Raw genomic sequence first — 22,502 nt, 5'->3', positions numbered from 1 at the left:
CCTTACCCCGCTGACGCTCGCTCGCTACAGATCGTAAACACGTTCTAAGAGGCTGGTGCCGGTTCTTGTTGGTAGCTGAAAGCAGTACTATGGCTGGCATGCTTAAATATAAGCTCGCATAAGCCAGCGAATTTCAATTTTATAAAAGTGTGAGGACGACATGCTCCATTTACCAGGTTTGACATTTGATCATGGCGAAGATATCGCCGCTTTGCGTGAAGCCGTGCAGCAATTTGCTTCAGCAGAAATCGCCCCTCGCGCCGCCGAGATCGACCGCAGCGACCAGTTCCCCATGGATTTGTGGCGCAAGATGGGTGATCTGGGTATTCTGGGTGTGACCGTCAGTGAAGAATACGGTGGCGCGAATATGGGTTACCTTGCGCATATCATTGCCATGGAAGAAATTTCGCGTGCGTCGGCCTCTGTGGGCCTGTCGTATGGCGCCCATTCAAATTTGTGCGTCAACCAGATCAAGCGCAATGGCACGGAAGAACAAAAAGCCAAATACCTGCAAAAACTGATTACTGGTGAACATATAGGTGCGCTCGCCATGTCTGAGCCGAATGCCGGTTCCGACGTGGTCAGCATGAAGCTGCGCGCTGACTGGAAGGGTGACCGCTGGGTATTGAATGGCACCAAGATGTGGATCACCAACGGTCCGGATGCCGACACCCTGGTGGTGTATGCCAAAAGTGATCTGGAAGCCGGGCCGCGTGGCATGACCGCCTTCCTCATAGAAAAAGGTTTTAAAGGTTTCAGCATTGCGCAAAAGCTCGACAAACTGGGCATGCGCGGCTCGCATACCGGTGAGCTGGTGTTCGAGGATTGCGAAGTACCGGCAGAAAACGTGCTTGGTGGTCTGGGCAAAGGTGTCAATGTCCTGATGTCTGGCCTGGATTTTGAACGCACAGTCCTGTCCGGCGGCCCTTTGGGCATCATGCAAGCCTGTATGGATGCGGTAGTACCTTATGTGCATGACCGCAAGCAATTCGGCCAGCCTATTGGCGAATTCCAGTTAATGCAGGGCAAGCTGGCGGACATGTATTCCACCATGATGGCTTGCAAGGCGTATGTGTATGCCGTTGGCCAGGCTTGTGACCGCGCCACCACGCCAGAAGCAGTACGCGCCCTGCGCAAGGATGCTGCCGGGGCGATTTTGTATTCCGCAGAAAAAGCCACCTGGATGGCGGGGGAAGCAATCCAGACCCTGGGTGGCAATGGCTACATCAATGAATACCCGGTGGGTCGCCTGTGGCGCGATGCCAAGCTGTATGAAATCGGTGCCGGCACCAGCGAGATACGCCGCATGCTGATAGGCCGTGAATTGTTTGCTGAAACCAAATAAGTCAATTACGCTACACTGGTCAATTTATGACGCAATTGCATATTTCTACGCCTCTGCTTGAACATCGGCGGCTGTCCGCCAGCTTGGGCAAGCCAGTCTGGCTGAAGATGGAAAACACCCAGCCTTCCGGCTCGTTCAAATTGCGCGGCATAGGCCTGATGTGCCAGCGTGCTGCTGCCAACGGGGCCAGGCATTTTGTTTGCCCCTCTGGTGGTAATGCCGGTTTTGCGGCTGCCGTGGCAGGTGTTGCGCTGGGCGTACAAACTACCATCCTGGTGCCACAGACTACGCATGAAAGCGTGCGTGCTGCAATTCGTGCGATAGGTGCGACCGTCATCGTTGAAGGTGGTGTCTGGGATGAAACCAATCAAGCCGCGCTGCGCCTGTGTGAACAGCCTGGTGCTGTCTACATCCCACCGTTTGACCATGTCGATATCTGGGATGGCAATGCGACGCTGATCGATGAAGTGGCAGGCAAGCTGGATTTTGATGTAGTCATCTGTTCGGTTGGTGGTGGTGGCTTGTTGAGCGGCATTGCTTTGGGGCTGGAACGCAATGGTCTGGGCCACATCCCCATCATCACCTCTGAAACCGAAGGCGCAGCGTCGTTGCACGCAGCGGTGCAGGCTGGTGAGCTGGTGACTTTGCCGGCGATTACTTCCATCGCCAGCACCCTGGGTGCGCGCAAGGTGGCGCAACAGGCATTTGACTGGACACGCAAGCGCACTATCCACACCGTCACCGTCAGTGATGCCCAGGCCGTGCAGGCTTGCCTGGACTTTGCCGACGATATGCTGGCCCTGGTGGAGCCGGCCTGTGGTGCGGCATTGGCAGTTGCTTACCAAAACCTGCCGGTGCTGGCAGTGTTTAAAAAACCACTGATCGTGGTTTGTGGTGGTATTGCCGTGGATTTGGGTAAACTACAGGCTTGGAAAAACCAGTTCCAACCCGCAGTAAACTGAATGAGCCCAGACCATGCCCAACACCCATTTCCCCAAGTTGCTGTCTTCGCAAATAGCCTTTGACATCGCCAGGTCAATACTCGATGGTTTTGACAAGCATTACCACCTGTTCAGGGCCAGCAGCCAAAGGGCAAAGCAGCAATTTGAAACAGGTGACTGGCGCGGCGCACAAATCGCTGCACGCGAACGTATCGGTTATTACGACACGCGCGTACGCGAATGTGTGCAGGCGCTGGAAGATGAATATGCAGAAGAAGATCTCAGCGATGAAGTCTGGCGTGAAGTCAAACTGCATTACATGGGCATGCTGATCGATCATCTGCGCCCCGAACTGGCAGAGACCTTTTTTAATACCGTTTGTACCAAGCTGCTGCACAGAAATTATTATCACAATGATTTCATCTTTGTGCGCCCGGCAACCTCGACCGAATATCTGGAAAGCGAAGATACACCACCCAGTTATCGCGTGTATTACCCGGCGACAGATGGCCTGAACTTTACCATCAAGCGCATCGTCACCAATTTCCAGCTGAAAGCAAAATTTGAAGACCTGGACCGCGATGTGGCGCTGGTGGAAGCGCGTCTGCGTGAGAATTTCGGTACCGCCAAGCTGGAACCCAACCACCAGATACAGGTATTGGCCAGTCTGTTCTACCGCAACAAATCTGCCTACATCATAGGCAAGGGCATCAACGGTAATCGTGAATACCCGTTTGTCGTGCCTGTCATGCACAAACGCAAGGGGGAATTGGTGCTTGATACCGTGATTTTTGACAGCATGCTGATTACGGTCTTGTTTTCTTTCACGCGTGCTTATTTCATGGTGGACATGGAAGTACCGTCAGCCTATGTACAATTTATACGCAGCATCCTGCCGAAGAAGCCGCGTAGTGAAATCTACACCATGATAGGTCTGCAAAAACATGGCAAGAATCTGTTTTACCGCGATTTCCTGCATCACCTTAAATACTCATCTGACCGCATAGAAGCCGCGCCTGGCATCCGTGGTCTGGTCATGCTGGTGTTTGCACTGCCGTCTTTCCCGTACGTATTCAAACTGATCAAGGACAGTTTTCCGCCTCCCAAGGAAACCACCAAGGCATTAATCAAGGAAAAATACCTGCTGGTGAAAAACCATGACCGCGTGGGCCGCATGGCAGATACACTGGAATATTCGGATGTGGCTTTTCCTCGCGCAAGATTTTCGGAAGATTTGCTGGCCGAGATCAGGCAATATGCCCCATCGCTGCTGGAAGTGAATGATGATGAAGTCGTCATCAAGCATCTGTACATAGAACGCCGCATGACACCGCTGAATATCTGGTTGACCGAAGCCGAACAAAGTGGTGACATGGCTGCCATGGAACATGGCTTGAAAGAATATGGCAGCGCCATCAAGGATCTGGTGGCAGCGAATATCTTTCCCGGTGACATGTTGTACAAGAATTTTGGCGTGACCCGCCATGGCCGTGTCGTGTTTTATGACTATGATGAAATCGAATATATCACCGACTGCAATTTCCGCAAGATACCTTTGCCGCGCAATGAAGAAGACGAGATGTCTGCCGAGCCCTGGTATCCGGTCGCCAAAAACGATGTCTTCCCCGAGCAGTTTGGTACTTTCCTGCTGGGGAACAAGAACGTCAAAGAATATTTTATGAAGCATCACGCGGATTTGCTGACCGCCGAGTACTGGCAGGCCCGCAAGAAGCGCATCGTCGATGGCAAAGTGGATGATGTGTTCCCGTATCCGCAGGAAATCCGCTTTTGCAATCAGGCCAGCAGTACAACTTAGAAAATATGCGCTTGCCCGTTTCATGGCGAGCCACCCCTCATCAGTCAGGCAGTCAATCTGCTTTTATTTTTGGAGAACAAGATGAATGATCCTATCGTAATCGTTGGTGCCGCGCGTACCCCCATGGGCGCTTTTCAGGGCGATTTTTCTTCGCTGACGGCCAGCCAGCTGGGTGCAGTTGCCATCAAGGCTGCGGTTGAGCGTTCTGGCGTCAAGCCGGAACTGGTAGAAGAAGTCTTGTTCGGCAATTGCCTGATGGCAGGCCAGGGTCAGGCGCCGGCACGTCAGGCTTTGCTGGCGGCGGGTTTGCCGGTATCCACCGGTGCCGTCACCCTGTCCAAGATGTGCGGCTCGGCCATGAAGGCGACCATGATGGCATTTGATTCCATCAGCGCCGGTAGCAATGAAGTGGTCGTCACTGGCGGTATGGAATCCATGACCAATGCCCCTTACCTGATCCCCAAGGCGCGTGGCGGTTATCGCATAGGCCATGGCATGATGTATGACCACATGATGCTCGACGGTCTGGAAGATGCTTACGACAAGGGCCGTTCCATGGGCACCTTTGCCGAAGACTGTTCAGCCAAATATAATTTCAGCCGTGAAGACCAGGATGCGTTTGCGATTGCCTCTGTCAAACGCGCACAGGCCGCCACTGCCGATGGTTCTTTCGCATGGGAAATCGCACCAGTGACGGTATCTGGCCGCAATGGCGACGTCGTCATCGACAAGGACGAGGGCCCGCTGAAAGCCAAGCTGGACAAGATCCCTTCACTGAAACCGGCATTCAAAAAAGATGGCACGATTACGGCTGCTTCTTCCTCTTCCATCAATGACGGTGCCGCTGCACTGGTATTGATGCGTGCATCGAAAGCGAAAGAACTGGGCCTGACGCCACTGGCAACAATCCTCGGTCATGCCAGCAATGCACAAGAACCAGGCTGGTTCACCACCGCCCCGGTCGGGGCTATCCAGAAGCTGTACAAGAAACTGGGATGGACGACAGCAGATGTGGATTTGTTTGAAATCAATGAAGCTTTTGCTGCCGTGCCTATGGCTGCCATGAAGGATCTGGGTATTTCGCATGACAAGATCAATGTACATGGCGGTGCCTGTGCGCTGGGTCATCCTATTGGTGCTTCTGGTGCGCGCATCATTATTACCCTGATGGGTGCCTTGAAGAAGCAGGGCAAGAAGCGTGGTGTGGCTTCGCTTTGCATTGGTGGCGGGGAAGGGACCGCGCTCGCAATTGAGATGGTTTAAGCGAAATTAATTTCGAATCCCCTCCCCTTCAAGGGGAGGGTTGGGGTGGGGATGGGGTTTGGTTGATTGGCCGCAAATTAAATTGCGGCAGAAACCCATCCCCATCCCAACCTTCCCCTTGAAGGGGAAGGAGCTAAACTAACCGGGAAACTCTATGCCAGTCGCTTTAATCATCGGTGCGTCACGCGGTATCGGCCATGAACTGGCCCTGCAATACAAGGCAGCAGGCTGGCGTGTTATTGCCACCGCACGTAAGGAAGAAGATCTGGCGGCTTTGCAGTCCGCAGGCTGCGAAGCCCTGCCGCTGGATGTAACTGACCTGAATGATTGCGCCGGTCTGGGCCGGCATCTGGATGATGAAAAGCTGGATGTGGCAATTTTGAACGCAGGTGTGTTTGGACCACGGACAGACGGCCTGACAGCACCCGACCAGCAACAGTTTGATGCTGTCATGCATACGAATGTATGGGCTGCGATGCGCATATTGCCCATCGTGCTGCCGTTGGTGGAACACGCTCGCGGCAGGCTGGCGGTGCTTTCTTCCAGCATGGCATCCATAGGCGAACGCAGCAATCCGGCTGGCTGGTTATACCGTGCCAGCAAGACGGCATTGAATTCTGTGCTCAAGGATGTTTCGTTAAGCACCGAAAAAGCGATTTGTGTCGCCATGGATCCAGGTTGGGTACAAACTGATATGGGTGGCAGTGGCGCAGAAATTACTGTGGATGTCAGCGTTGCTGGCATACGCCAGACACTGGCTGCACTCAAGCCAGCCGACAATGGCAAATATTTGCAATATACAGGCGCTGAACATGGCTGGTAAATCGGTCACAAGTACTGCATCAATAGCGCAGCATCCATAGCACAGCATCCATAGAATAGAAAACAGAACCATCATGCTACTCACACCAGAACACGAAATGATACGCGACACCGTGCGCGCCTTTGCCCAGGAACGTCTGGTGCCCAATGCGGCACGCTGGGACAGAGAACATCATTTTCCCGCAGAAGAATTGAAAGAACTGGCGCAAATGGGTGCCTATGGTGTGGCCGTGCCAGAAGAATTTGGTGGTGCAGGCATGGATTATCTGTCGCTGGCACTGGTGCTGGAAGAAATCGCGGCCGGTGATGGCGGTACTTCTACCGTGGTATCCGTCAACAATTGCCCGGTCTGCAGTATCGCCATGATGTATGCGAATGAGGCGCAAAAGAAGCAATGGCTGACACCGCTGGCGCAAGGCGACATGCTGGGCGCTTTTTGCCTGACCGAACCCCATGCAGGCAGCGATGCATCCGAGTTGCGTACGACAGCAAAGCGCGATGGTGATCATTACGTCATCAACGGTGTCAAGCAATTCATCACCAGCGGTAAATATGCCGATGTCGCCATTGTCATGGCCGTCACGGATAAAGCAGCAGGCAAGAAGGGCATCAGCGCTTTCTGGGTAGCGACCAGCACGCCGGGCTATATCGTCGCCAGCCTGGAGCAAAAGATGGGCCAGCATTCGTCAGACACGGCACAAATCCTGTTCGAGAATTGTCGCATCCCGGCAGAAAACCTGATAGGTGAAGAAGGCATGGGCTACAAGATTGCCCTGTCCGGTCTGGAAGGTGGCCGCATAGGCATCGCCTCGCAATCGGTAGGCATGGCGCGCGCAGCATTTGAAGCAGCACTGGCTTATGCCAAAGACAGGACCAGTTTTGGCAAAGCGATCTTTGAACACCAGTCCGTGCAATTCAAACTGGCCGACATGGCGACCCAACTGGAAGCAGCACGCCAGTTGATCTGGCATGCAGCCAGCATGAAAGATGCCGGCAAGCCCTGTCTGAAAGAAGCCGCGATGGCAAAACTGTTTGCTTCAGAAATGGCTGAAAAGGTCTGCTCGGATGCGATACAAATCCACGGCGGCTATGGCTATGTCAGCGATTTCCCGGTAGAGCGCATTTACCGTGACGTGCGGGTTTGCCAGATTTATGAAGGTACGTCAGATATTCAAAAAATTCTGATTGGACGCGCATTGGCTGGTTAGTCTATAGAAGACACAGAGATTTTCTCTTAAGTTCTCCTCTGTGTCTCTGAGCCTCTGTGGTGAGAGGTCTTAAAAATAACGGAGACAACATGAAAAAAGGTTACAAGCAGTTGGTCGATGAAGCCCACGCCGAGATCAAAACCTATAGCGTGGCGGAAGCCCAGGCCAAGCTGGCAGACGCCAATGTGCAATTCATTGATGTACGCGATATCCGTGAACTGGAACGCGAGGGCATTATCGCCGGTGCTTATCATGCACCACGCGGCATGATAGAGTTTTGGGTTGACCCGGATTCACCGTATTTCAAACCCGTGTTCGGCGAGAAAAAAGAATTTATCCTGTTTTGTGCCGCCGGCTGGCGTAGCGCCCTGACAACCAAGACCGTGCAAGACATGGGACTGGAAAATGTGGCCCATATTGACGGTGGCTTTACCGCCTGGAAGGCAGCCGGTGCCCCAGTCGCCATCAAGGAAAGTAAAAAGTAATAATGAGCAGTAAAGCATGCCCTTGTGGCTCGAATAAAAATCTTGAACAGTGTTGCGGCCCGTACATCAGCGGCGCAACCGTGGCACCGACGGCAGAAGCACTGATGCGTTCACGCTATTGTGCCTACACCCTGAATGATGAAGCTTACTTGCGTGCCACCTGGGATGAAAGAACCTGTCCCAGGGAGCGCATTACGCATGATGAACCAACCAAATGGCTGGGCCTGGAAGTGAAGAAATTCAAGCCTGATGGTGATGCAGCGACAGTCGAATTTGTTGCCCGTTACAAGATAGGTGGCAAGGCACACAGATTGCATGAACTCAGTCGCTTTGTGCGGTATGACGGTAAATGGTTTTACGTGGATGGCAGTTTTCCAGAAAAGTGAAAAAAATAATGACAACTTTAGATTCCAAGCTCAATCCCCGCTCTGAAGAATTCAAGGCCAATGCAGCGACCATGCAAGCGGTGGTGGATGACCTGAAAGAAAAGATCGCCAAAATTGCTTTGGGCGGTGGTGACGATGCGCGTAAAAAACATCTGGCGCGTGGCAAATTGCTGCCGCGTGACCGCGTGCAAATGCTGCTCGACGCCGGTACGCCTTTCCTGGAATTTTCACAACTTGCCGCCTTCGACATGTACAAGGAAAAGAATGATGTCGATGCCGCCCCCTCTGCCGGTGTGATCACCGGCATAGGCCGCGTGGCCGGGCAAGAATGCATCATTGTCTGTAATGATGCTACCGTCAAAGGGGGCACCTATTACCCGATGACCGTCAAGAAGCATTTGCGTGCGCAAGAAATCGCCGAACAGAATAACCTTCCCTGTATTTATCTGGTCGATAGTGGTGGTGCGAATTTACCGAATCAGGATGATGTCTTCCCGGACCGTGATCACTTTGGCCGCATCTTCTTCAACCAGGCAAACATGTCAGCCAGGGGCATACCGCAAATCGCCGTGGTCATGGGTTCGTGTACTGCTGGTGGCGCTTACGTGCCGGCAATGAGTGATGAATCGATTATCGTCAAGAACCAGGGTACGATTTTCCTTGGTGGCCCACCGCTGGTGAAGGCTGCCACCGGTGAAGTCGTCAGTGCTGAAGACCTGGGTGGCGGCGATGTGCATACGCGCCTGTCTGGCGTGGTGGACCACCTGGCGCAAAATGATACACATGCCTTGTCACTGGCACGTACCATCGTCTCGCACCTGAATCGGCAGAAACCACAAACCGTGGTCATGAAAGAAGTCGAAGAACCGAAATTTCCGGCATCAGAATTGTATGGCGTCATCCCGGTCGATACACGCAAGCCATTTGATGTGCGTGAAGTGATCGCCCGCATTGTCGATGGCAGCCATTTCGATGAATTCAAGGCGCGCTATGGCACCACCCTGGTCTGCGGTTTTGCGCATATCCATGGTATGCCGGTTGGCATCATCGCCAATAACGGCATTCTGTTTTCTGAATCGGCATTGAAGGGTGCGCATTTCATAGAACTGTGCTGCCAGCGCAAGATACCTTTGGTGTTCCTGCAAAACATTACCGGCTTCATGGTGGGCCGTAAATATGAGAACGAAGGCATCGCTCGCAATGGCGCCAAGATGGTGACGGCAGTGGCGACCGCGAATGTACCCAAGTTCACCGTCATCATCGGCGGCAGTTTTGGTGCCGGCAACTATGGCATGTGTGGTCGCGCTTATTCGCCGCGCTTCATGTGGATGTGGCCGAACGCGCGTATCAGCGTCATGGGTGGTGAGCAAGCCGCCAGTGTTCTGGCGACCGTCAAGCGCGATGGCATAGAAGGCAAGGGCGGCAACTGGTCAGCCGAAGAAGAAACCGCATTCAAGCAACCTATCAAAGACCAGTACGAGCATCAGGGTCATCCTTATTATGCATCGGCCCGCCTGTGGGATGACGGTGTCATTGATCCGGCTGATACCCGCATGGTGCTGGGCCTGGGCTTGTCGGCAGCACTGAATGCGCCGATACCGGACGTGAAGTTTGGTGTGTTCCGCATGTAAATAGCGAAAGCGATCATGGAAAAAAAATTTAAGCCGAGTCTGTTGATTATTGTTGCTGCCCTGATCCTGGGTGCCTGTACCACTCCACCCTATGTTGAACCGCAAAGTGGAAACACTGCGGAAATGGTAGTGAGAATGCGGCCGGCACGCGGAACGCTGTTTTACTTGAACACCTACGAAAATGCGGAATCATGTTCTGGCGAGCAATCGATAGTCAGTGACAAAAGCAAGATTATTGTCTCGAAAATTAAAGTAGCTGCCGAAAAACTGACGACTTTACGTTATGTGGAGATGAATAACCGCGCCTCGTGTTCTATGAGATTCAGTTTTTTCGGAAAAAACGGTCATGTATATGTACTGGACACCGTAACGACTACGGGTCACTGCAATGTCAAATTATGGGATAGAACGGATACGAAAACACCCTTACCTGTTTCCATCATTCAACGGGATAGCGGGGACAATACCTGTCCGTACCTCAAGCAATAAACGCCGAAGTGCAGGCATAAAATCAGCGCGTGCACCTGTCAACGATGAGAACGAATAGAAAGAGCCGTATGGAAATGGGAAGCCTGGATGTGCTGGAGTTGAAACTGGCGAAACGTGTGGCGAAACGTGTGGTAAAACTCACGCAGAATTGCCCTTATGTACGCAATGCCTTGCATCTGAGCTAAGCCAATGTCCACTATCTTTAAAAAATCCTTTTTTTATACAGCTTGCCTGTTGTGTCTAACGGGCGCAAATGCAATGGCGTTTGCCATGCCGCAAGAAGAGGCTGCGCCGGCAAAGACGCCGATTAAATGGGCAACGGATATCAGTGAAACGGTCAGCACGCTGACGGTCGCCGTGAAAGATATGTATGGGCGTGATATTTCTGGTGAAGTGGTGGTGACGGCGTTCAAACCGGCGGGGCCTGGGCCTTTCCCCGTAGTGATCTTGAACCATGGTCGTAGCGCGACCAATCGTGCCGAGCCACCACGTTTCCGGTATACCCAGCAGGTCAGGTTTTTCGTCAAGCGCGGCTTTGCTGTTTTTGAGCCTACACGTATAGGCTATGGTGAAAAAGGAACTACGCCTGATCCGGAAGAAAGTGGCAGTTGCAATAACAAAAGCTATGGGCCAGCGGCCGAAGCAGCCAGCACCGAGATCCTGGCCGTGCTTGCGTATGCAAAAAAGCAGAGCCATGTTGATGCCAGCAGGGTATTGATCGTCGGCCAGTCTGTTGGTGGATATAGCACGGTGGCGACAGCGGCTAAAAATCCGGCCGGCTTGCTGGCGGCGATCAATTTTGCCGGGGGCGCGGGTGGTATTCCTGCTGAGCGTCCGGGTGAGCCTTGTCAGCCAGGCAAACTGGAAAAAATGTATGGCAGCTTTGGCGCTGGTGCCAGGGCACCCATGCTATGGATTTACACCGAAAATGACCAATATTTCGGCCCCAGGTATAGCCAGGCCTGGCATGCTGCCTTTGTGAGCGCTGGGGGCAAGGCCGAGTATGTCTTGCTGCCAGCCTTTGCCAAGGATGGTCATACCCTGTTTGCATCTGGTATGAAGATATGGGAACCTGTCGTCAGCCGGTTCCTGGATGAAAACGGTTTTCCTGCTGGCAAATAGTATATTTGGCATTTGATTAAAAAATAAACAATACAAGCAGATGATCAATCTTTCCCGCTTCCCCAGTCTTCGTCAGCCTGAAGTAAAAACCATCTTGTCTTTGCTGGCAGCGGCGGTGTTGTCGACTGCTTGCGTAACGACACCTTATGTGGCTCCGCAAAGCGGGCCGGTAGCTGATCTGGCGGTCAGGATTACGGCGGCGCAGGGTCAAAGTTTCAACTTGTACATCTATGATGATGCCGAATCTTGCTCCGGGGCAAAGACCGTTATCGACGACGCTGGAAAAGTGAATATCTCGGCGACCAAGCTGGTAGCAGATAAGTGGACGACTTTTGGTTATTTTGAAGTGATGGGCAAGACCTCATGTAAACTCAATTTCAGCTTTGTACCAAGAGCCGGTCACGCGTATGTGCTGGATGCTGCGACTGGCCGTGGTGGTTGCGGTGCAAACATAGTCGATGCGACGGATGCGAAGGCGATGTTTATCGTGCCTCTGGTTACCCGTTCTGTAAAAAGTGCGATGTGCTTGCCTTTGAAGAAATAAACAGTAAGCAAATTGGAGCAAGACGTCCTAAAACAGCGAAAAATACCTGGACTATGTATGTCAAGCGGAACTTGTCGCTAGCTTGGTTGAATAATGTTTGCTCTTCAATATATAGTGACTGTTTTTTACAGAATTTGAAGGATGTTACCTATGATAAAGCGGAAAAATACCGTCTTTTTGCGCACAGCGCCCCTTTTTGTTGTGTCAATGTTAATTTCTGCATGTGGGACGGCACCCACCTATTTGGCCCCGAGCGGTGCCGCAACTGCAAAACTGCTGTTTAAGGCAGATGCTTTGCAGAGTTTTGCTTATTCGCTCAGTATTTATGATGACGCCGTTAATTGCACAGGCCCACGGGTTGTTGCAGCAGGGCAAGGATCGAACAGCAATTTAACTACTTCGTTAAAAACAGGCGCTTTGCTTACAACACGTTTTATCGGTGGGGGAAATGGCAAGGTTTGCCAGGTCATTGAGTCATTCCAACCTGTATCAGGACATATTTATCAGTTATACGGAAAACTTGATGAGCAAGGTTGCTCTGTCATCGTCTATGACATCAGTAACCCAAATGCACCTCAAATCGAACAAAGCCTGTTGAGACGCCAGCCCAAAAATCAGATGTGCGAGCCTTTGAGTTCAGCTAAGCGAGTTACTGCAGTAGTCAACAAACCGAGCTTGGATGACTTCAAAGATCTTTTGCCAGGTAAGTGACTATATGTTGAAATTTTCGTCGACTATCAAGTTAGCAAGCGGAATATTTTTGCTAAGCTTGTTGACCAGTCAGGCAAGTGCGATGGCTCCAGATAAATTTTATGCCAGTACCGCTCCCAGTGTATGGCGCGTTTCGAGTCAGGATGCGCTGGGTGCAGAATTTGCACTGGGTAGCGCCGTAGTGATTGAACCGGAATCGCTGATTACCAATTGTCACGTTATCGCAAAAGCGAAAAAGATAAGTATCAAACAGGAAAATGTCACCTTAGAAGCAAAGTTGCAATATATCGATGTGGAACGTGATTTATGCCAGATTACAGCACGCAACCTCAAGGCACCCGCTGTTGCTCTTGGCGATAGCAACAAACTTGCTGTGGGGCAGCACATTTACACCATAGGTAATCCCATTGGCCTGGAGAGAACTTTAAGTGATGGCTTGATATCGTCCTTGCGTAAGGACGACAAAGACATACTGCGGTATATACAGATTTCAGCACCGATTTCACCTGGGTCTAGTGGTGGAGGCTTATTTGACGAAGAAGGGAGATTAATTGGTATTACAGCTGCAGTATATACAAAAGGACAAAATCTGAGTTTGGCCATACCTTCAAATTTACTACGTGAATTACCAGCACGTAGTGCTGCGGCATTGGCAAAGTTTGAAAACAGCGCCGCAGCGGGCGGTGGCAACATTAAACCAGAAGCAAGGCAAGCATCTGCCGTAAGAACGCCGATACCACCGGCTTCTGGATTCGCACACATATCAGATGTGGCGAAACTGGATCAATTTGGAGCCCGGAAGGGTTACGAAGAATTTCTCGGAAAAGGTTTACCGCGTGCGTTTGCGCTTGCCGATGGGGGAGGATGGTTTTCTACCAATGGCACAACCCCTAAAGACGCAACATTGTCCCCTGATCCACATGCAAGGGTTGTGACAGAATGCGAGGCATTTCATAAGCGTCATTGCAGCTTGTATGCGGTGGATGACATCGTTGTGTATCAGGAAAAGAAAGTGACTGATTCCAATAATCCGGTCTATTTGAAAAGAACACCTGTGCCCGCACCAAGTTCTTATGCAGATATCAGTGACGTGAAAAAATTAGATGCATTTGGCGCAAGAAAAGGGTATGAAGAATTCTTGAACAAGGCGTTTCCTCGTGCTTTTGCTGTTGGCCCTCAGGGGATTTGGTACTGGGCATCAGGTTTTGATGTTAAAAATCCCGATTCCGCAGAGCCACATGTGCGCGCATTGACGCTGTGCGAACGAAAAGCCAAGCAAACTTGCGCACTCTATGCTGTAGACGGCGATGTGGTATTCAAGTATGTAAAAGGGATAGATGCCTATCTTTTTAATTCGCCGGTGCCGCCAACAACAACTTATGCAGATATCAGCGATGTCGGCAAGTTGGACAAATTTGGTGCACGCAAGTCCTATGAAGATTTTCTACAGCAAAGCTTTCCCAGAGCTTTTGCCGTCACCGAAGCGGGAGGCGGATTTTCTTCGTATGGTGTGAATCCAAAAGATCCCAAAGTCTCACTTGAACCCCATGTGCGCATCTTGCAAGAATGCGAAAATTATTACAAGCGACGCTGCTATTTATATGCCGTAAATGGCGTAGTGGTCTATACCGGCAAAGAAACTGATGATTCCACCAAAAAATAATGTATTTAAATAAGGCAATTCAGGTGAAAAGAATATGAGTAATCTAATCCTCAGAAATGACGCTTTTGTTGTGACAGTCACGCTGAATCGCCCTGACGTACGGAATGCATTTAATGAAACAACGATAGCTGAAATCACTGAGGTTTTCCGTGATTTGGATAAGGATGACAGCATTCGTGCTATTGTGCTGGCCGCGAATGGTCCTGCTTTTTGTGCTGGGGCGGACCTGAACTGGATGAAAAAGATGGCCGATTACACCCATGAGGAAAACCTCGCGGATGCCGGCCAACTGGCGGAAATGTTGCATACCATCTATATCTGCAGCAAACCGGTTGTTGCCAAAGTGCAAGGTGATTGTTATGCCGGTGGCATGGGGCTGGTGGCGGCCTGTGATATTGCTGTCAGCGTGGATACAGCGAATTTCTGTCTCAGCGAAGTCAAACTAGGCCTGATACCAGCGACGATTTCGCCCTATGTCATCAAGGCCATGGGCGAAAATGCGGCGCGCCGTTATTTCATCACTGCCGAGCGGTTTACGGCGGCAGAGGCGCACCGCACAGGCTTTGTGCATGAGCTGGTGACGGCAGAGGCGCTGGATGCCAGAGTGGCCGAGATCGTCAAGGCCCTGGTCAGCAATAGCCCAAATGCGGTCAGACAGGCCAAGCGCCTGGTGCAGGATGTTGCCAGCCGCGAGTTGACCCCGGCACTGATGGCGGCAACGGTGGAAGGCATCGCGCAGATACGCGCTTCTGATGAAGGCCGTGAAGGTGTACGCTCCTTCCTGGAGAAGCGTAAGCCAGCTTGGCTGATTTAATGTTGAAAAAATAGGCGGAAACGAGGCAAAGCAAACATGAAAAAAAGAACAGTACTGTTGACCGGTCTTGCCACGTCCCTGCTTGCTGTTGCCGGTGTGGCCAGTTATCGCAAATCTACGGTGGTAGTCACCACTGTGGCCGGGATGCAGGCGCGTTTGTCTGCCTTGAAAACGGGCAAACTGACCAGCACTAGCGGCTGGTCACCCCATAAGGTGTTCGTACATCTGGCCCAAAGCATCGATTATTCGATGTCGGGTTACCCGGAAATGAAATCGCCAACTTTCCAGAACACCGCCGGTGCGGCGGCGTTTTATGCTTTTTCAGTGGCCGGTGCGATGACGCATAATTTGAGTGAACCGATACCGGGTGCGCCCGCCATCGCCGAGAGTGGTGATGCCAACGCAGCCATCGACATGGTGATCGCTGCATTACAGAAATTTGAACAGTATGCAGGCGAAATCAAGCCGCATTTTGCTTATGGTAGTTTGAGCAAGGCAGAATTTGCCAAAGCTCATGTCATGCATATAGAAAATCATTTGAAGCTTATACAGACTCAGGCTTGAGACCGTATGCAGTAACCAGTAATTAGCTTAGTAAAATAAATGTGTCGGGAATAAATTTGAATCAAAAAAATGACTGGGTAGCACGCAGCCTGCAGCATGTCTGGCATCCGTGTACCCAGATGCAGCATCATGAAACCGTGCCGCTGATCCCCATCAGCCATGGCCGTGGTGCATGGCTGTTTGATATGGAAGGCAAGCCTTACCTGGATGCGATCAGTTCCTGGTGGGTGAATCTGTTTGGCCATGCCAATCCGCGTATCAATGCCGAATTGAAAGACCAGCTCGACAAGCTGGAACACGCGATGCTGGCCGGTTTCACCCATGCGCCTGTCATCGAGTTATCGGAAAAATTATCGGCATTGAGTAATCATGCACTTGGCCATTGTTTCTATGCTTCGGACGGTGCATCGGCAGTCGAGATCGCCCTGAAGATGAGTTTCCATGCCTGGCGCAATGGCGGCCAGACAGACAAGCAGGAATTTATCTGCATACAGGGCAGCTACCATGGTGAAACCGTGGGCGCGCTGGCAGTGACGGATGTCAGCCTGTTCCGTGAGGCTTATGGCCCCATGTTGCAGCGTGCGCATGTGGTGGCTTCACCCGATGCCCGTCTGGCTGAAGCTGGTGAAACCGCGGCTGATGTCGCTTTGCGCGCCGCCGCCGCACTGGAAGCAAAATTGCAGGAAAGAGCAGGCAAGATTGCTGCCGTCATCATAGAACCGCTGGTGCAATGTGCCACCGGCATGGCCATGCATGACCCGGTGTATCTGAAGCGCCTGCGCGAACTGTGCGACCAGTATCAGGTGCATCTGATCGCCGATGAAATAGCCGTTGGCTGTGGCCGTACCGGCACCTTCTTTGCCTGTGAATCTGCGCAGATATGGCCAGACTTTTTGTGTTTGTCCAAAGGCATCAGCGGTGGTTATTTACCTTTGTCGCTGGTGATGACAACGGATACTGTGTATCAGGCATTTTACGATGCCGATGTGCGGCGCGGTTTCTTGCATTCGCATTCCTACACCGGCAATCCGCTGGCATGCCGTGCGGCGCTGGCGACCCTGGCGATTTTTGAAGACGACGATGTCTTGCAAAAGAATCGTGTCAAGGCTGCATTTTTGAATGCAGCTTTCGCTGATTTGAAAACCGATACCCGCGTGCGGCACTTCCGCCAGCAAGGCATGATCATCGCTTTTGATGCGGTAGTGGATGATGCAGAACGCGCAACGACATTTTCACGCCGTTTTTTTGCGGCGGCGTTGAAACATGAATTATTAATGCGACCGATAGGCCGCACGGTGTATATGATGCCGCCCTACATCCTGGAACAGGATGAAATGAGTTTGCTGGCAAACAAGACCAAACAAGTATTTGAAGAGGTAATGGCATGACAGATGTCATCAAGAATGGAACAGGCGTTGGCAATGCTGCCAGCAATCTACGTATCGCCAGTCAGCGCCGGTCGCTGGTACAGGGCTTGCAGCAAGAACTCGATGTGCTGGGTCAAAAGCATTTATTGCGTCAACGTCGCACGGTAGAAACACCGTCTGCCCCCAGCCTGCGCGCCGATGGCCGTGATTTGCTGGCGTTTTGCAGCAATGACTACCTGGGCCTGGCTGCGCACCCCAAACTGGCAGAAGCCTTGCAGGAAGGTGCTGCACTGTATGGCGTAGGTAGTGGTGCTTCGCACCTGATCAGCGGCCATAGCCGCGCCCATGCCGTGCTGGAAGACCGCCTGGCAGAGTTTGTCTCACCGTATATAGAGAATGCCCGCGCCCTGTATTTTTGTACCGGTTATATGGCCAACCTGGCCGTCATCACGGCGCTGGCAATCAACAAGGATACGACGGTATTTTCTGAAGCCCTGAATCATGCGTCCCTGATCGATGGCGCACGCCTGTCGCGGGCGACGGTGCAGGTTTTCCCGCACCGTGATTACGCAGTGCTGGAACGCATGCTGCAACAATGCAAGACCAAGCACAGGGTGGTCATCACCGACAGCGTTTTCAGCATGGATGGCAATATTGCTGAACTGGCTCCGTTGCTGGCAATTTGCGAGCGTTATGATGCCTGGCTCATCGTTGATGATGCGCATGGCTTTGGCGTATTGGGTGAGCATGGTCGTGGCGTGCTCGAACATTTGCAGATCAGTTCCCCCAATCTGGTTTATATGGGTACGCTGGGCAAGGCTGCCGGTGTTGGCGGTGCTTTTGTTGCCGCTGACGCCACCGTCATTGAATGGCTGGTACAGCGGGCGCGTGCGTACATCTACACCACGGCAGCCGCACCAGCGCTGGCGCATGCACTGTTGACCAGCATTGACATCATCGCCGGTGAAGAAGGCCGCCAAAGACGTGCTCATTTGCAAAAACTGATTGCCCTGTTCCGCAATGGCCTGCACCTGCAAGTCTGGCAGGGCATGCCGTCTGATACCGCGATACAACCCGTCGTCATTGGCGACAATGCCGACATGTTAAGAGCGGCCGGCAACCTGATGGACCAGGGGCTGTGGGTAGGCGCCATACGCCCACCAACCGTACCGCCAGGGACAGCGCGTTTGCGCGTGACCCTGTCGGCGGCACATACCGAAGTGCAGGTATTGCAACTGGTACAGGCCATCAATCGGCTAGACCAGATGAGCTATGTTGCCCAATGCTTTGCGGAGGTTGCCTGATGGCGGCCGATCTGCATCATGTGCATCAGCATTTGTTTGTGACTGGTACCGATACCGAAATCGGCAAGACCCTGGTCAGTGCTGCTCTGTTGCATGCGATGCAGACTCAGGGCTGGCGTGCCGTCGGCATGAAGCCGGTTGCTGCTGGTGCCAGCCTGCGTGATGGTGTTTGGCACAATGAAGATGTAGATGCCCTGATGGCAGCAGCCAATGTCGCTGCGTCGCAGGAACTGGTTTGCCCTTACCTGATGCAAGCGCCGGCCGCACCGCATATTGTGGCCGCACTGGAAAAAGTGGATATCACCCTGCCTCACATAATGCAGTGCTATCAGCAATTGCGTACACAGGCAGATGCCGTGGTGGTGGAAGGTGTGGGTGGTTTCTGTGTGCCGCTGAATACGGAAGTAACGACCGCCGACCTGGCACAGGCACTGGATTTGCCGGTCATCATGGTGGTGGGTGTACGCCTGGGCTGCATCAACCATGCCCTGCTGACGGCAGAAGCCATCCGGGCGCGTGGCTTGACGCTATGCGGCTGGGTCGCCAATACCGTCGATCCATCCATGCTGTACATGGATGAAAATATCAATGCCCTGCGTACGCGCCTCGCTGCGCCATTGCTTGGACATATTCCCCGTTTGAACGTTCCGGACCACCAGAAAGCGCTGAACGCTGCCTCGTATCTGGATTTGAGTGTATTGAAGTGAAGGAAACAAAGATGCAAGCTACTGATACGACTTTGCAAGCCGTGCAATTCCAGCCACCGGTCAAGAAAATCGAAGCTGAAACCTGGCCCGTGGATGAAGTGCTGGTCCTGTTTGATTTGCCCTTCAATGACTTGATGTTCAGGGCGCAGACTGCACACCGCGCCAACTTCCCGGATGGCGATGTCGAACTGGCGACACTCTTGTCCATCAAGACTGGCGGCTGCGAAGAAGATTGCAGTTATTGTCCGCAAGCGGCACGTTATGACACCGGTGTCGAAGCCAAGAAAATGCTGGATGTGCGTGAAGTGCTGGACGCTGCCAAAGCCGCGCGTGAAAACGGCGCGACCCGCTTTTGCATGGGGGCCGCCTGGCGTTCACCCAAAGACCGCGACATGGAAAAAGTTGAAACCATGGTGCGCGAAGTCAAGGCCATGGGCCTGGAAACCTGCGCTACCCTGGGCATGCTGAAAGAAGAGCAGGCACAGCGTTTGAAAGATGCTGGCCTGGATTACTACAACCACAATCTCGATACTGCGCCCGAGTTTTATAGCAATGTCATTTCTACCCGTGATTACCAGGACAGGCTCGATACCCTGGGTCATGTACGCAGTGCCGGTTTGAAGGTCTGTTGCGGTGGCATCGTCGGCATGGGTGAATCACGCCGTCAGCGCGCCGGTTTGATCGCGCAATTGGCGAACCTGAATCCCTACCCTGAATCGGTACCTGTCAATCACCTGGTACAGGTGGAAGGTACACCTTTGTATGGTTTGGACCCACTCGATCCGCTGGAATTTGTACGCACGATTGCTGTCGCACGCATCACCATGCCGAAGGCGCGGGTGCGTCTGTCTGCCGGTCGGCGCCAGATGGGGGAAGCCGTGCAGGCCATGTGTTTCCTGGCGGGTGCGAATTCGATTTTCTATGGTGACAAATTACTGACCACGGCCAATCCGGAAGCACAGGATGACCGTGTCTTGCTGGACAAGCTGGGCTTGAAAACACGTGGCAAGGTTGAGGCGAAGACTGGTAGTTGTTCTTGAGGAAGACCTTACTTCTTCAGCACAGAGATCATAGAGAAAAGATGGAGACACAGAGGAGGGCAAGTACTTGTTTAATTCTTTTACTTGCATTTCTTTTATGGCTACATATCGTAAAAAATTATCGTAACCAATACATCCGCCCAAAAGGTTAGAGACATGTTTACCAAAATCCTTATCGCCAACCGTGGTGAAATTGCTTGCCGTGTTGCTGCTACCGCACGCCGTATGGGTATCAAGACTGTCGCGGTGTATTCCGAGGCGGATGCCAACGCCAAACATGTTGCTGTCTGTGATGAAGCCGTGCTGATCGGCCCGGCGGCTGCCAAGGAAAGTTATCTGCGGGCTGACAAGATCATCGCAGTCGCCCTGGCGACTGGTGCACAGGCGATACATCCCGGCTATGGTTTTCTGTCAGAAAACAGTGAATTTGCCAAAGCCTGCGCAAAAAATGGTATCGCCTTCATCGGCCCGCCCGCATCGGCCATCGAAGCCATGGGCAGCAAATCTGCCGCTAAATCCTTGATGGAAAAAGCCAATGTACCACTGGTGCCTGGCTATCATGGTGACAACCAGGATGCTGATTTCTTGCATACCGAAGCAGACCGTATCGGTTACCCAGTCTTGCTGAAAGCCAGCGCGGGCGGTGGTGGCAAGGGCATGCGTGTGATTGAAAAGTCGGCTGATTTCAAGGATGCGTTGGCTTCCTGCAAACGCGAAGCCATCAATTCTTTCGGTGACGATAAAGTGCTGGCAGAAAAATATCTGCAAAGGCCGCGTCATATAGAAATCCAGGTGTTTGCCGATACCCATGGCAATTGTGTCTACCTGTTTGAGCGTGATTGTTCGGTGCAGCGCCGCCATCAAAAAGTACTGGAAGAAGCACCGGCACCCGGCATGACGGCAGAGCGCCGTGCCGCCATGGGTGATGCTGCCGTGGCTGCCGCAAAAGCGGTGGGTTATGTGGGTGCCGGTACGGTGGAATTCATTGCCAACCAGGATGGTTCTTTCTATTTCATGGAAATGAATACCCGCCTGCAAGTCGAGCATCCTGTGACGGAAATGATCACTGGCACGGATCTGGTCGAATGGCAATTGCGTGTTGCTGCCGGTGAAAAACTGCCACAGCAACAGCATGAATTGAAGATCCATGGCCACGCCATAGAAGCACGTGTCTATGCAGAAAATCCGGAAAAAGGGTTCTTGCCGTCGATAGGTACATTACGCCATGCCCGCACCCCCGTTGCCGTGAATTTTGAACTCGGCGGCGCTGCTGATCCGGCAGCTTTCCGTATCGATAGCGGTGTGCGTGAAGGCGATACGATTTCACCTTTCTATGACCCCATGATCGCCAAGATGATAGTCTGGGGCAAGGACAGGAAAGAAGCACTGGCACGTATGGCGCAGGCGCTGGCGCAATACCAGATCGTTGGCCTGCATAGTAATATCGCGTTCCTTTCGCGCCTGGTCACCAGCACCGCTTTTTCTGGCGCTGATCTCGATACAGGTTTGATAGAACGCAATCAGGCAGAATTATTCCCGGCACCGGCAGCAGCCAGCCTGACGACGCTGGCGCTGGCGGTCGTATCCTTGCTGAATTCAGAAAAATCCTCAAGTAACAACAGCAGTGACCCCTGGCAATCCAGCCATGGCTGGCGCATGAATAGCCTGATGCAAAGAAACTTGCAGTTCATGGAAGAAGAACAGACGCACCTGGTGCAAGTGACTTACCTGGCCGATGGCTGGCAAGTACAGACTGGTGACGCTGCTGATGCTGTTGTGAAGGTCAGACTGGCACTGGCGGATGAGAACGATATCGTCATCAAGATCGCAGACCAGACTGTGGCTGCCACCGTGGTGCGTGATGGTGAACACTTCCATATCTTCAGCCAGGGCCGGCACACAGACTTGCATTACATCGATGCACTGGCACATGCCGGCGAAGCCGAGGCTGAAACTGGCCGCCTGACTGCACCCATGCCAGGCAAGATCGTTGCCGTGCTGGTCAACAAGGCACAGGAAGTGAAGAAGGGCGATGCCCTGCTGATCATGGAAGCCATGAAGATGGAACATACCATCTCGGCACCGCATGATGGCGTGATTGATGAAGTCTTGTATGCGATAGGTGATCAGGTCACCGAAGGGGCGCAGTTGCTGGCGTTCCAGCAGTAAATTTTCCAGCAGTAAGCTTGCCTGAAGTTTGTACTGTAAAGCCAGCACTGTGGTGCTGGCTTTTTTGCGATGAAATCTTCAAAATCTTAAATACTCCCTTCCTTTCAAGGG

General features: G+C 52.5%; 21 protein-coding genes. All 21 read left to right on the top strand.

Features of this window, described 5'->3' with window-relative positions; translation table 11 throughout:
• The first annotated feature begins 160 nt into the window (after positions 1-160).
• The 21 genes from ACO0K9_RS23235 (at position 161) to ACO0K9_RS23135 (ending at position 22,391) form a co-directional block, all read left to right on the top strand.
• Positions 161-1,345 carry an isovaleryl-CoA dehydrogenase gene (locus ACO0K9_RS23235; protein WP_422988898.1) on the top strand — a complete coding sequence of 395 codons (1,185 nt, stop codon included), beginning with the start codon at positions 161-163 and terminating at the stop codon, positions 1,343-1,345.
• A 26-nt stretch (positions 1,346-1,371) separates the two neighbouring features.
• Positions 1,372-2,307, top strand: coding sequence for a pyridoxal-phosphate dependent enzyme (locus tag ACO0K9_RS23230; protein ID WP_422988896.1), 936 nt, complete (start codon positions 1,372-1,374; stop codon positions 2,305-2,307).
• A 13-nt stretch (positions 2,308-2,320) separates the two neighbouring features.
• On the top strand, positions 2,321-4,102 hold the full coding sequence (gene aceK, locus ACO0K9_RS23225; RefSeq protein ID WP_422988894.1) for a bifunctional isocitrate dehydrogenase kinase/phosphatase: 1,782 nt from the start codon (positions 2,321-2,323) through the stop codon (positions 4,100-4,102).
• 81 nt (positions 4,103-4,183) lie between these two features.
• Positions 4,184-5,365: an acetyl-CoA C-acetyltransferase gene (locus ACO0K9_RS23220; protein ID WP_422988892.1), complete on the top strand. Its 1,182-nt coding sequence runs from the start codon at positions 4,184-4,186 to the stop codon at positions 5,363-5,365.
• A gap of 154 nt (positions 5,366-5,519) precedes the next feature.
• The gene (locus tag ACO0K9_RS23215; RefSeq protein WP_422988890.1) at positions 5,520-6,188 is read left to right on the top strand and encodes an SDR family oxidoreductase; all 669 of its coding nucleotides are present in this window, start codon (positions 5,520-5,522) and stop codon (positions 6,186-6,188) included.
• A gap of 73 nt (positions 6,189-6,261) precedes the next feature.
• Positions 6,262-7,395 carry an acyl-CoA dehydrogenase family protein gene (locus ACO0K9_RS23210; protein ID WP_422988888.1) on the top strand — a complete coding sequence of 378 codons (1,134 nt, stop codon included), beginning with the start codon at positions 6,262-6,264 and terminating at the stop codon, positions 7,393-7,395.
• Positions 7,396-7,484: 89 nt separating this feature from the next.
• Positions 7,485-7,880, top strand: a complete 396-nt coding sequence (locus ACO0K9_RS23205) for a rhodanese-like domain-containing protein (protein WP_422988886.1) — start codon at positions 7,485-7,487, stop codon at positions 7,878-7,880.
• A gap of 2 nt (positions 7,881-7,882) precedes the next feature.
• Positions 7,883-8,266 carry a YchJ family protein gene (locus ACO0K9_RS23200; protein ID WP_422988884.1) on the top strand — a complete coding sequence of 128 codons (384 nt, stop codon included), beginning with the start codon at positions 7,883-7,885 and terminating at the stop codon, positions 8,264-8,266.
• 8 nt (positions 8,267-8,274) lie between these two features.
• Positions 8,275-9,897 (top strand): carboxyl transferase domain-containing protein, encoded by a 1,623-nt coding sequence (locus ACO0K9_RS23195; RefSeq protein ID WP_422988882.1) that lies wholly within the window; start codon positions 8,275-8,277, stop codon positions 9,895-9,897.
• A 15-nt stretch (positions 9,898-9,912) separates the two neighbouring features.
• The gene (locus ACO0K9_RS23190) at positions 9,913-10,386 is read left to right on the top strand and encodes a hypothetical protein (protein ID WP_422988880.1); all 474 of its coding nucleotides are present in this window, start codon (positions 9,913-9,915) and stop codon (positions 10,384-10,386) included.
• Between the two features lie 270 nt (positions 10,387-10,656).
• Positions 10,657-11,508, top strand: a complete 852-nt coding sequence (locus ACO0K9_RS23185; protein WP_422988878.1) for an alpha/beta hydrolase family protein — start codon at positions 10,657-10,659, stop codon at positions 11,506-11,508.
• 40 nt (positions 11,509-11,548) lie between these two features.
• Complete coding sequence (locus ACO0K9_RS23180; RefSeq protein WP_422988876.1) at positions 11,549-12,052, top strand: hypothetical protein; 504 nt, start codon at positions 11,549-11,551, stop codon at positions 12,050-12,052.
• 150 nt (positions 12,053-12,202) lie between these two features.
• Positions 12,203-12,763, top strand: a complete 561-nt coding sequence (locus ACO0K9_RS23175; protein WP_422988874.1) for a hypothetical protein — start codon at positions 12,203-12,205, stop codon at positions 12,761-12,763.
• Positions 12,764-12,767: 4 nt separating this feature from the next.
• Positions 12,768-14,426 (top strand): S1C family serine protease, encoded by a 1,659-nt coding sequence (locus ACO0K9_RS23170; protein WP_422988872.1) that lies wholly within the window; start codon positions 12,768-12,770, stop codon positions 14,424-14,426.
• A 34-nt stretch (positions 14,427-14,460) separates the two neighbouring features.
• Complete coding sequence (locus ACO0K9_RS23165; protein WP_422988870.1) at positions 14,461-15,240, top strand: enoyl-CoA hydratase/isomerase family protein; 780 nt, start codon at positions 14,461-14,463, stop codon at positions 15,238-15,240.
• 36 nt (positions 15,241-15,276) lie between these two features.
• Entirely contained in the window at positions 15,277-15,804 is a 528-nt protein-coding gene (locus ACO0K9_RS23160; protein WP_422988868.1) for a DUF1569 domain-containing protein, read from the top strand.
• Between the two features lie 50 nt (positions 15,805-15,854).
• Positions 15,855-17,192 carry an adenosylmethionine--8-amino-7-oxononanoate transaminase gene (gene bioA / locus ACO0K9_RS23155; protein WP_422988947.1) on the top strand — a complete coding sequence of 446 codons (1,338 nt, stop codon included), beginning with the start codon at positions 15,855-15,857 and terminating at the stop codon, positions 17,190-17,192.
• Complete coding sequence (gene bioF, locus ACO0K9_RS23150; RefSeq protein ID WP_422988866.1) at positions 17,189-18,475, top strand: 8-amino-7-oxononanoate synthase; 1,287 nt, start codon at positions 17,189-17,191, stop codon at positions 18,473-18,475. Before bioA ends, bioF begins: the two co-directional genes overlap by 4 nt.
• Positions 18,475-19,182, top strand: coding sequence for a dethiobiotin synthase (gene bioD, locus ACO0K9_RS23145; RefSeq protein ID WP_422988864.1), 708 nt, complete (start codon positions 18,475-18,477; stop codon positions 19,180-19,182). The genes bioF and bioD overlap by 1 nt, the downstream gene beginning before the upstream one ends.
• An 11-nt stretch (positions 19,183-19,193) precedes the next feature.
• A complete protein-coding gene (gene bioB / locus ACO0K9_RS23140) occupies positions 19,194-20,222 on the top strand; it encodes a biotin synthase BioB (RefSeq protein WP_422988862.1) in 1,029 nt (342 codons plus the stop codon).
• A 156-nt stretch (positions 20,223-20,378) separates the two neighbouring features.
• The gene (locus ACO0K9_RS23135) at positions 20,379-22,391 is read left to right on the top strand and encodes an acetyl/propionyl/methylcrotonyl-CoA carboxylase subunit alpha (protein ID WP_422988860.1); all 2,013 of its coding nucleotides are present in this window, start codon (positions 20,379-20,381) and stop codon (positions 22,389-22,391) included.
• Positions 22,392-22,502: the final 111 nt, after the last annotated feature.

It is taken from the genome of Undibacterium sp. Ji50W (assembly GCF_049340445.1).
Taxonomy (GTDB): domain Bacteria; phylum Pseudomonadota; class Gammaproteobacteria; order Burkholderiales; family Burkholderiaceae_D; genus Undibacterium.
Note: the sequence above shows the minus strand (reverse complement) of the source record. Positions and strands in the feature narration are given on the sequence as shown.

What these genes read in the sequence shown, in the direction of transcription:
- bioF (WP_422988866.1), top strand. Translation starts at nt 17,189, where the DNA reads ATGACAGATGTCATCAAGAATGGAACAGGCGTTGGCAATGCTGCCAGC.
- bioB (WP_422988862.1), top strand. Translation starts at nt 19,194, where the DNA reads ATGCAAGCTACTGATACGACTTTGCAAGCCGTGCAATTCCAGCCACCG.
- ACO0K9_RS23160 (WP_422988868.1), top strand. Translation starts at nt 15,277, where the DNA reads ATGAAAAAAAGAACAGTACTGTTGACCGGTCTTGCCACGTCCCTGCTT.
- ACO0K9_RS23170 (WP_422988872.1), top strand. Translation starts at nt 12,768, where the DNA reads ATGTTGAAATTTTCGTCGACTATCAAGTTAGCAAGCGGAATATTTTTG.
- ACO0K9_RS23200 (WP_422988884.1), top strand. Translation starts at nt 7,883, where the DNA reads ATGAGCAGTAAAGCATGCCCTTGTGGCTCGAATAAAAATCTTGAACAG.
- ACO0K9_RS23135 (WP_422988860.1), top strand. Translation starts at nt 20,379, where the DNA reads ATGTTTACCAAAATCCTTATCGCCAACCGTGGTGAAATTGCTTGCCGT.
- ACO0K9_RS23215 (WP_422988890.1), top strand. Translation starts at nt 5,520, where the DNA reads ATGCCAGTCGCTTTAATCATCGGTGCGTCACGCGGTATCGGCCATGAA.
- aceK (WP_422988894.1), top strand. Translation starts at nt 2,321, where the DNA reads ATGCCCAACACCCATTTCCCCAAGTTGCTGTCTTCGCAAATAGCCTTT.
- ACO0K9_RS23175 (WP_422988874.1), top strand. Translation starts at nt 12,203, where the DNA reads ATGATAAAGCGGAAAAATACCGTCTTTTTGCGCACAGCGCCCCTTTTT.
- ACO0K9_RS23180 (WP_422988876.1), top strand. Translation starts at nt 11,549, where the DNA reads ATGATCAATCTTTCCCGCTTCCCCAGTCTTCGTCAGCCTGAAGTAAAA.
- ACO0K9_RS23195 (WP_422988882.1), top strand. Translation starts at nt 8,275, where the DNA reads ATGACAACTTTAGATTCCAAGCTCAATCCCCGCTCTGAAGAATTCAAG.
- ACO0K9_RS23220 (WP_422988892.1), top strand. Translation starts at nt 4,184, where the DNA reads ATGAATGATCCTATCGTAATCGTTGGTGCCGCGCGTACCCCCATGGGC.
- ACO0K9_RS23210 (WP_422988888.1), top strand. Translation starts at nt 6,262, where the DNA reads ATGCTACTCACACCAGAACACGAAATGATACGCGACACCGTGCGCGCC.
- ACO0K9_RS23230 (WP_422988896.1), top strand. Translation starts at nt 1,372, where the DNA reads ATGACGCAATTGCATATTTCTACGCCTCTGCTTGAACATCGGCGGCTG.
- ACO0K9_RS23185 (WP_422988878.1), top strand. Translation starts at nt 10,657, where the DNA reads ATGCCGCAAGAAGAGGCTGCGCCGGCAAAGACGCCGATTAAATGGGCA.
- ACO0K9_RS23205 (WP_422988886.1), top strand. Translation starts at nt 7,485, where the DNA reads ATGAAAAAAGGTTACAAGCAGTTGGTCGATGAAGCCCACGCCGAGATC.
- ACO0K9_RS23235 (WP_422988898.1), top strand. Translation starts at nt 161, where the DNA reads ATGCTCCATTTACCAGGTTTGACATTTGATCATGGCGAAGATATCGCC.
- ACO0K9_RS23165 (WP_422988870.1), top strand. Translation starts at nt 14,461, where the DNA reads ATGAGTAATCTAATCCTCAGAAATGACGCTTTTGTTGTGACAGTCACG.
- bioD (WP_422988864.1), top strand. Translation starts at nt 18,475, where the DNA reads ATGGCGGCCGATCTGCATCATGTGCATCAGCATTTGTTTGTGACTGGT.
- ACO0K9_RS23190 (WP_422988880.1), top strand. Translation starts at nt 9,913, where the DNA reads ATGGAAAAAAAATTTAAGCCGAGTCTGTTGATTATTGTTGCTGCCCTG.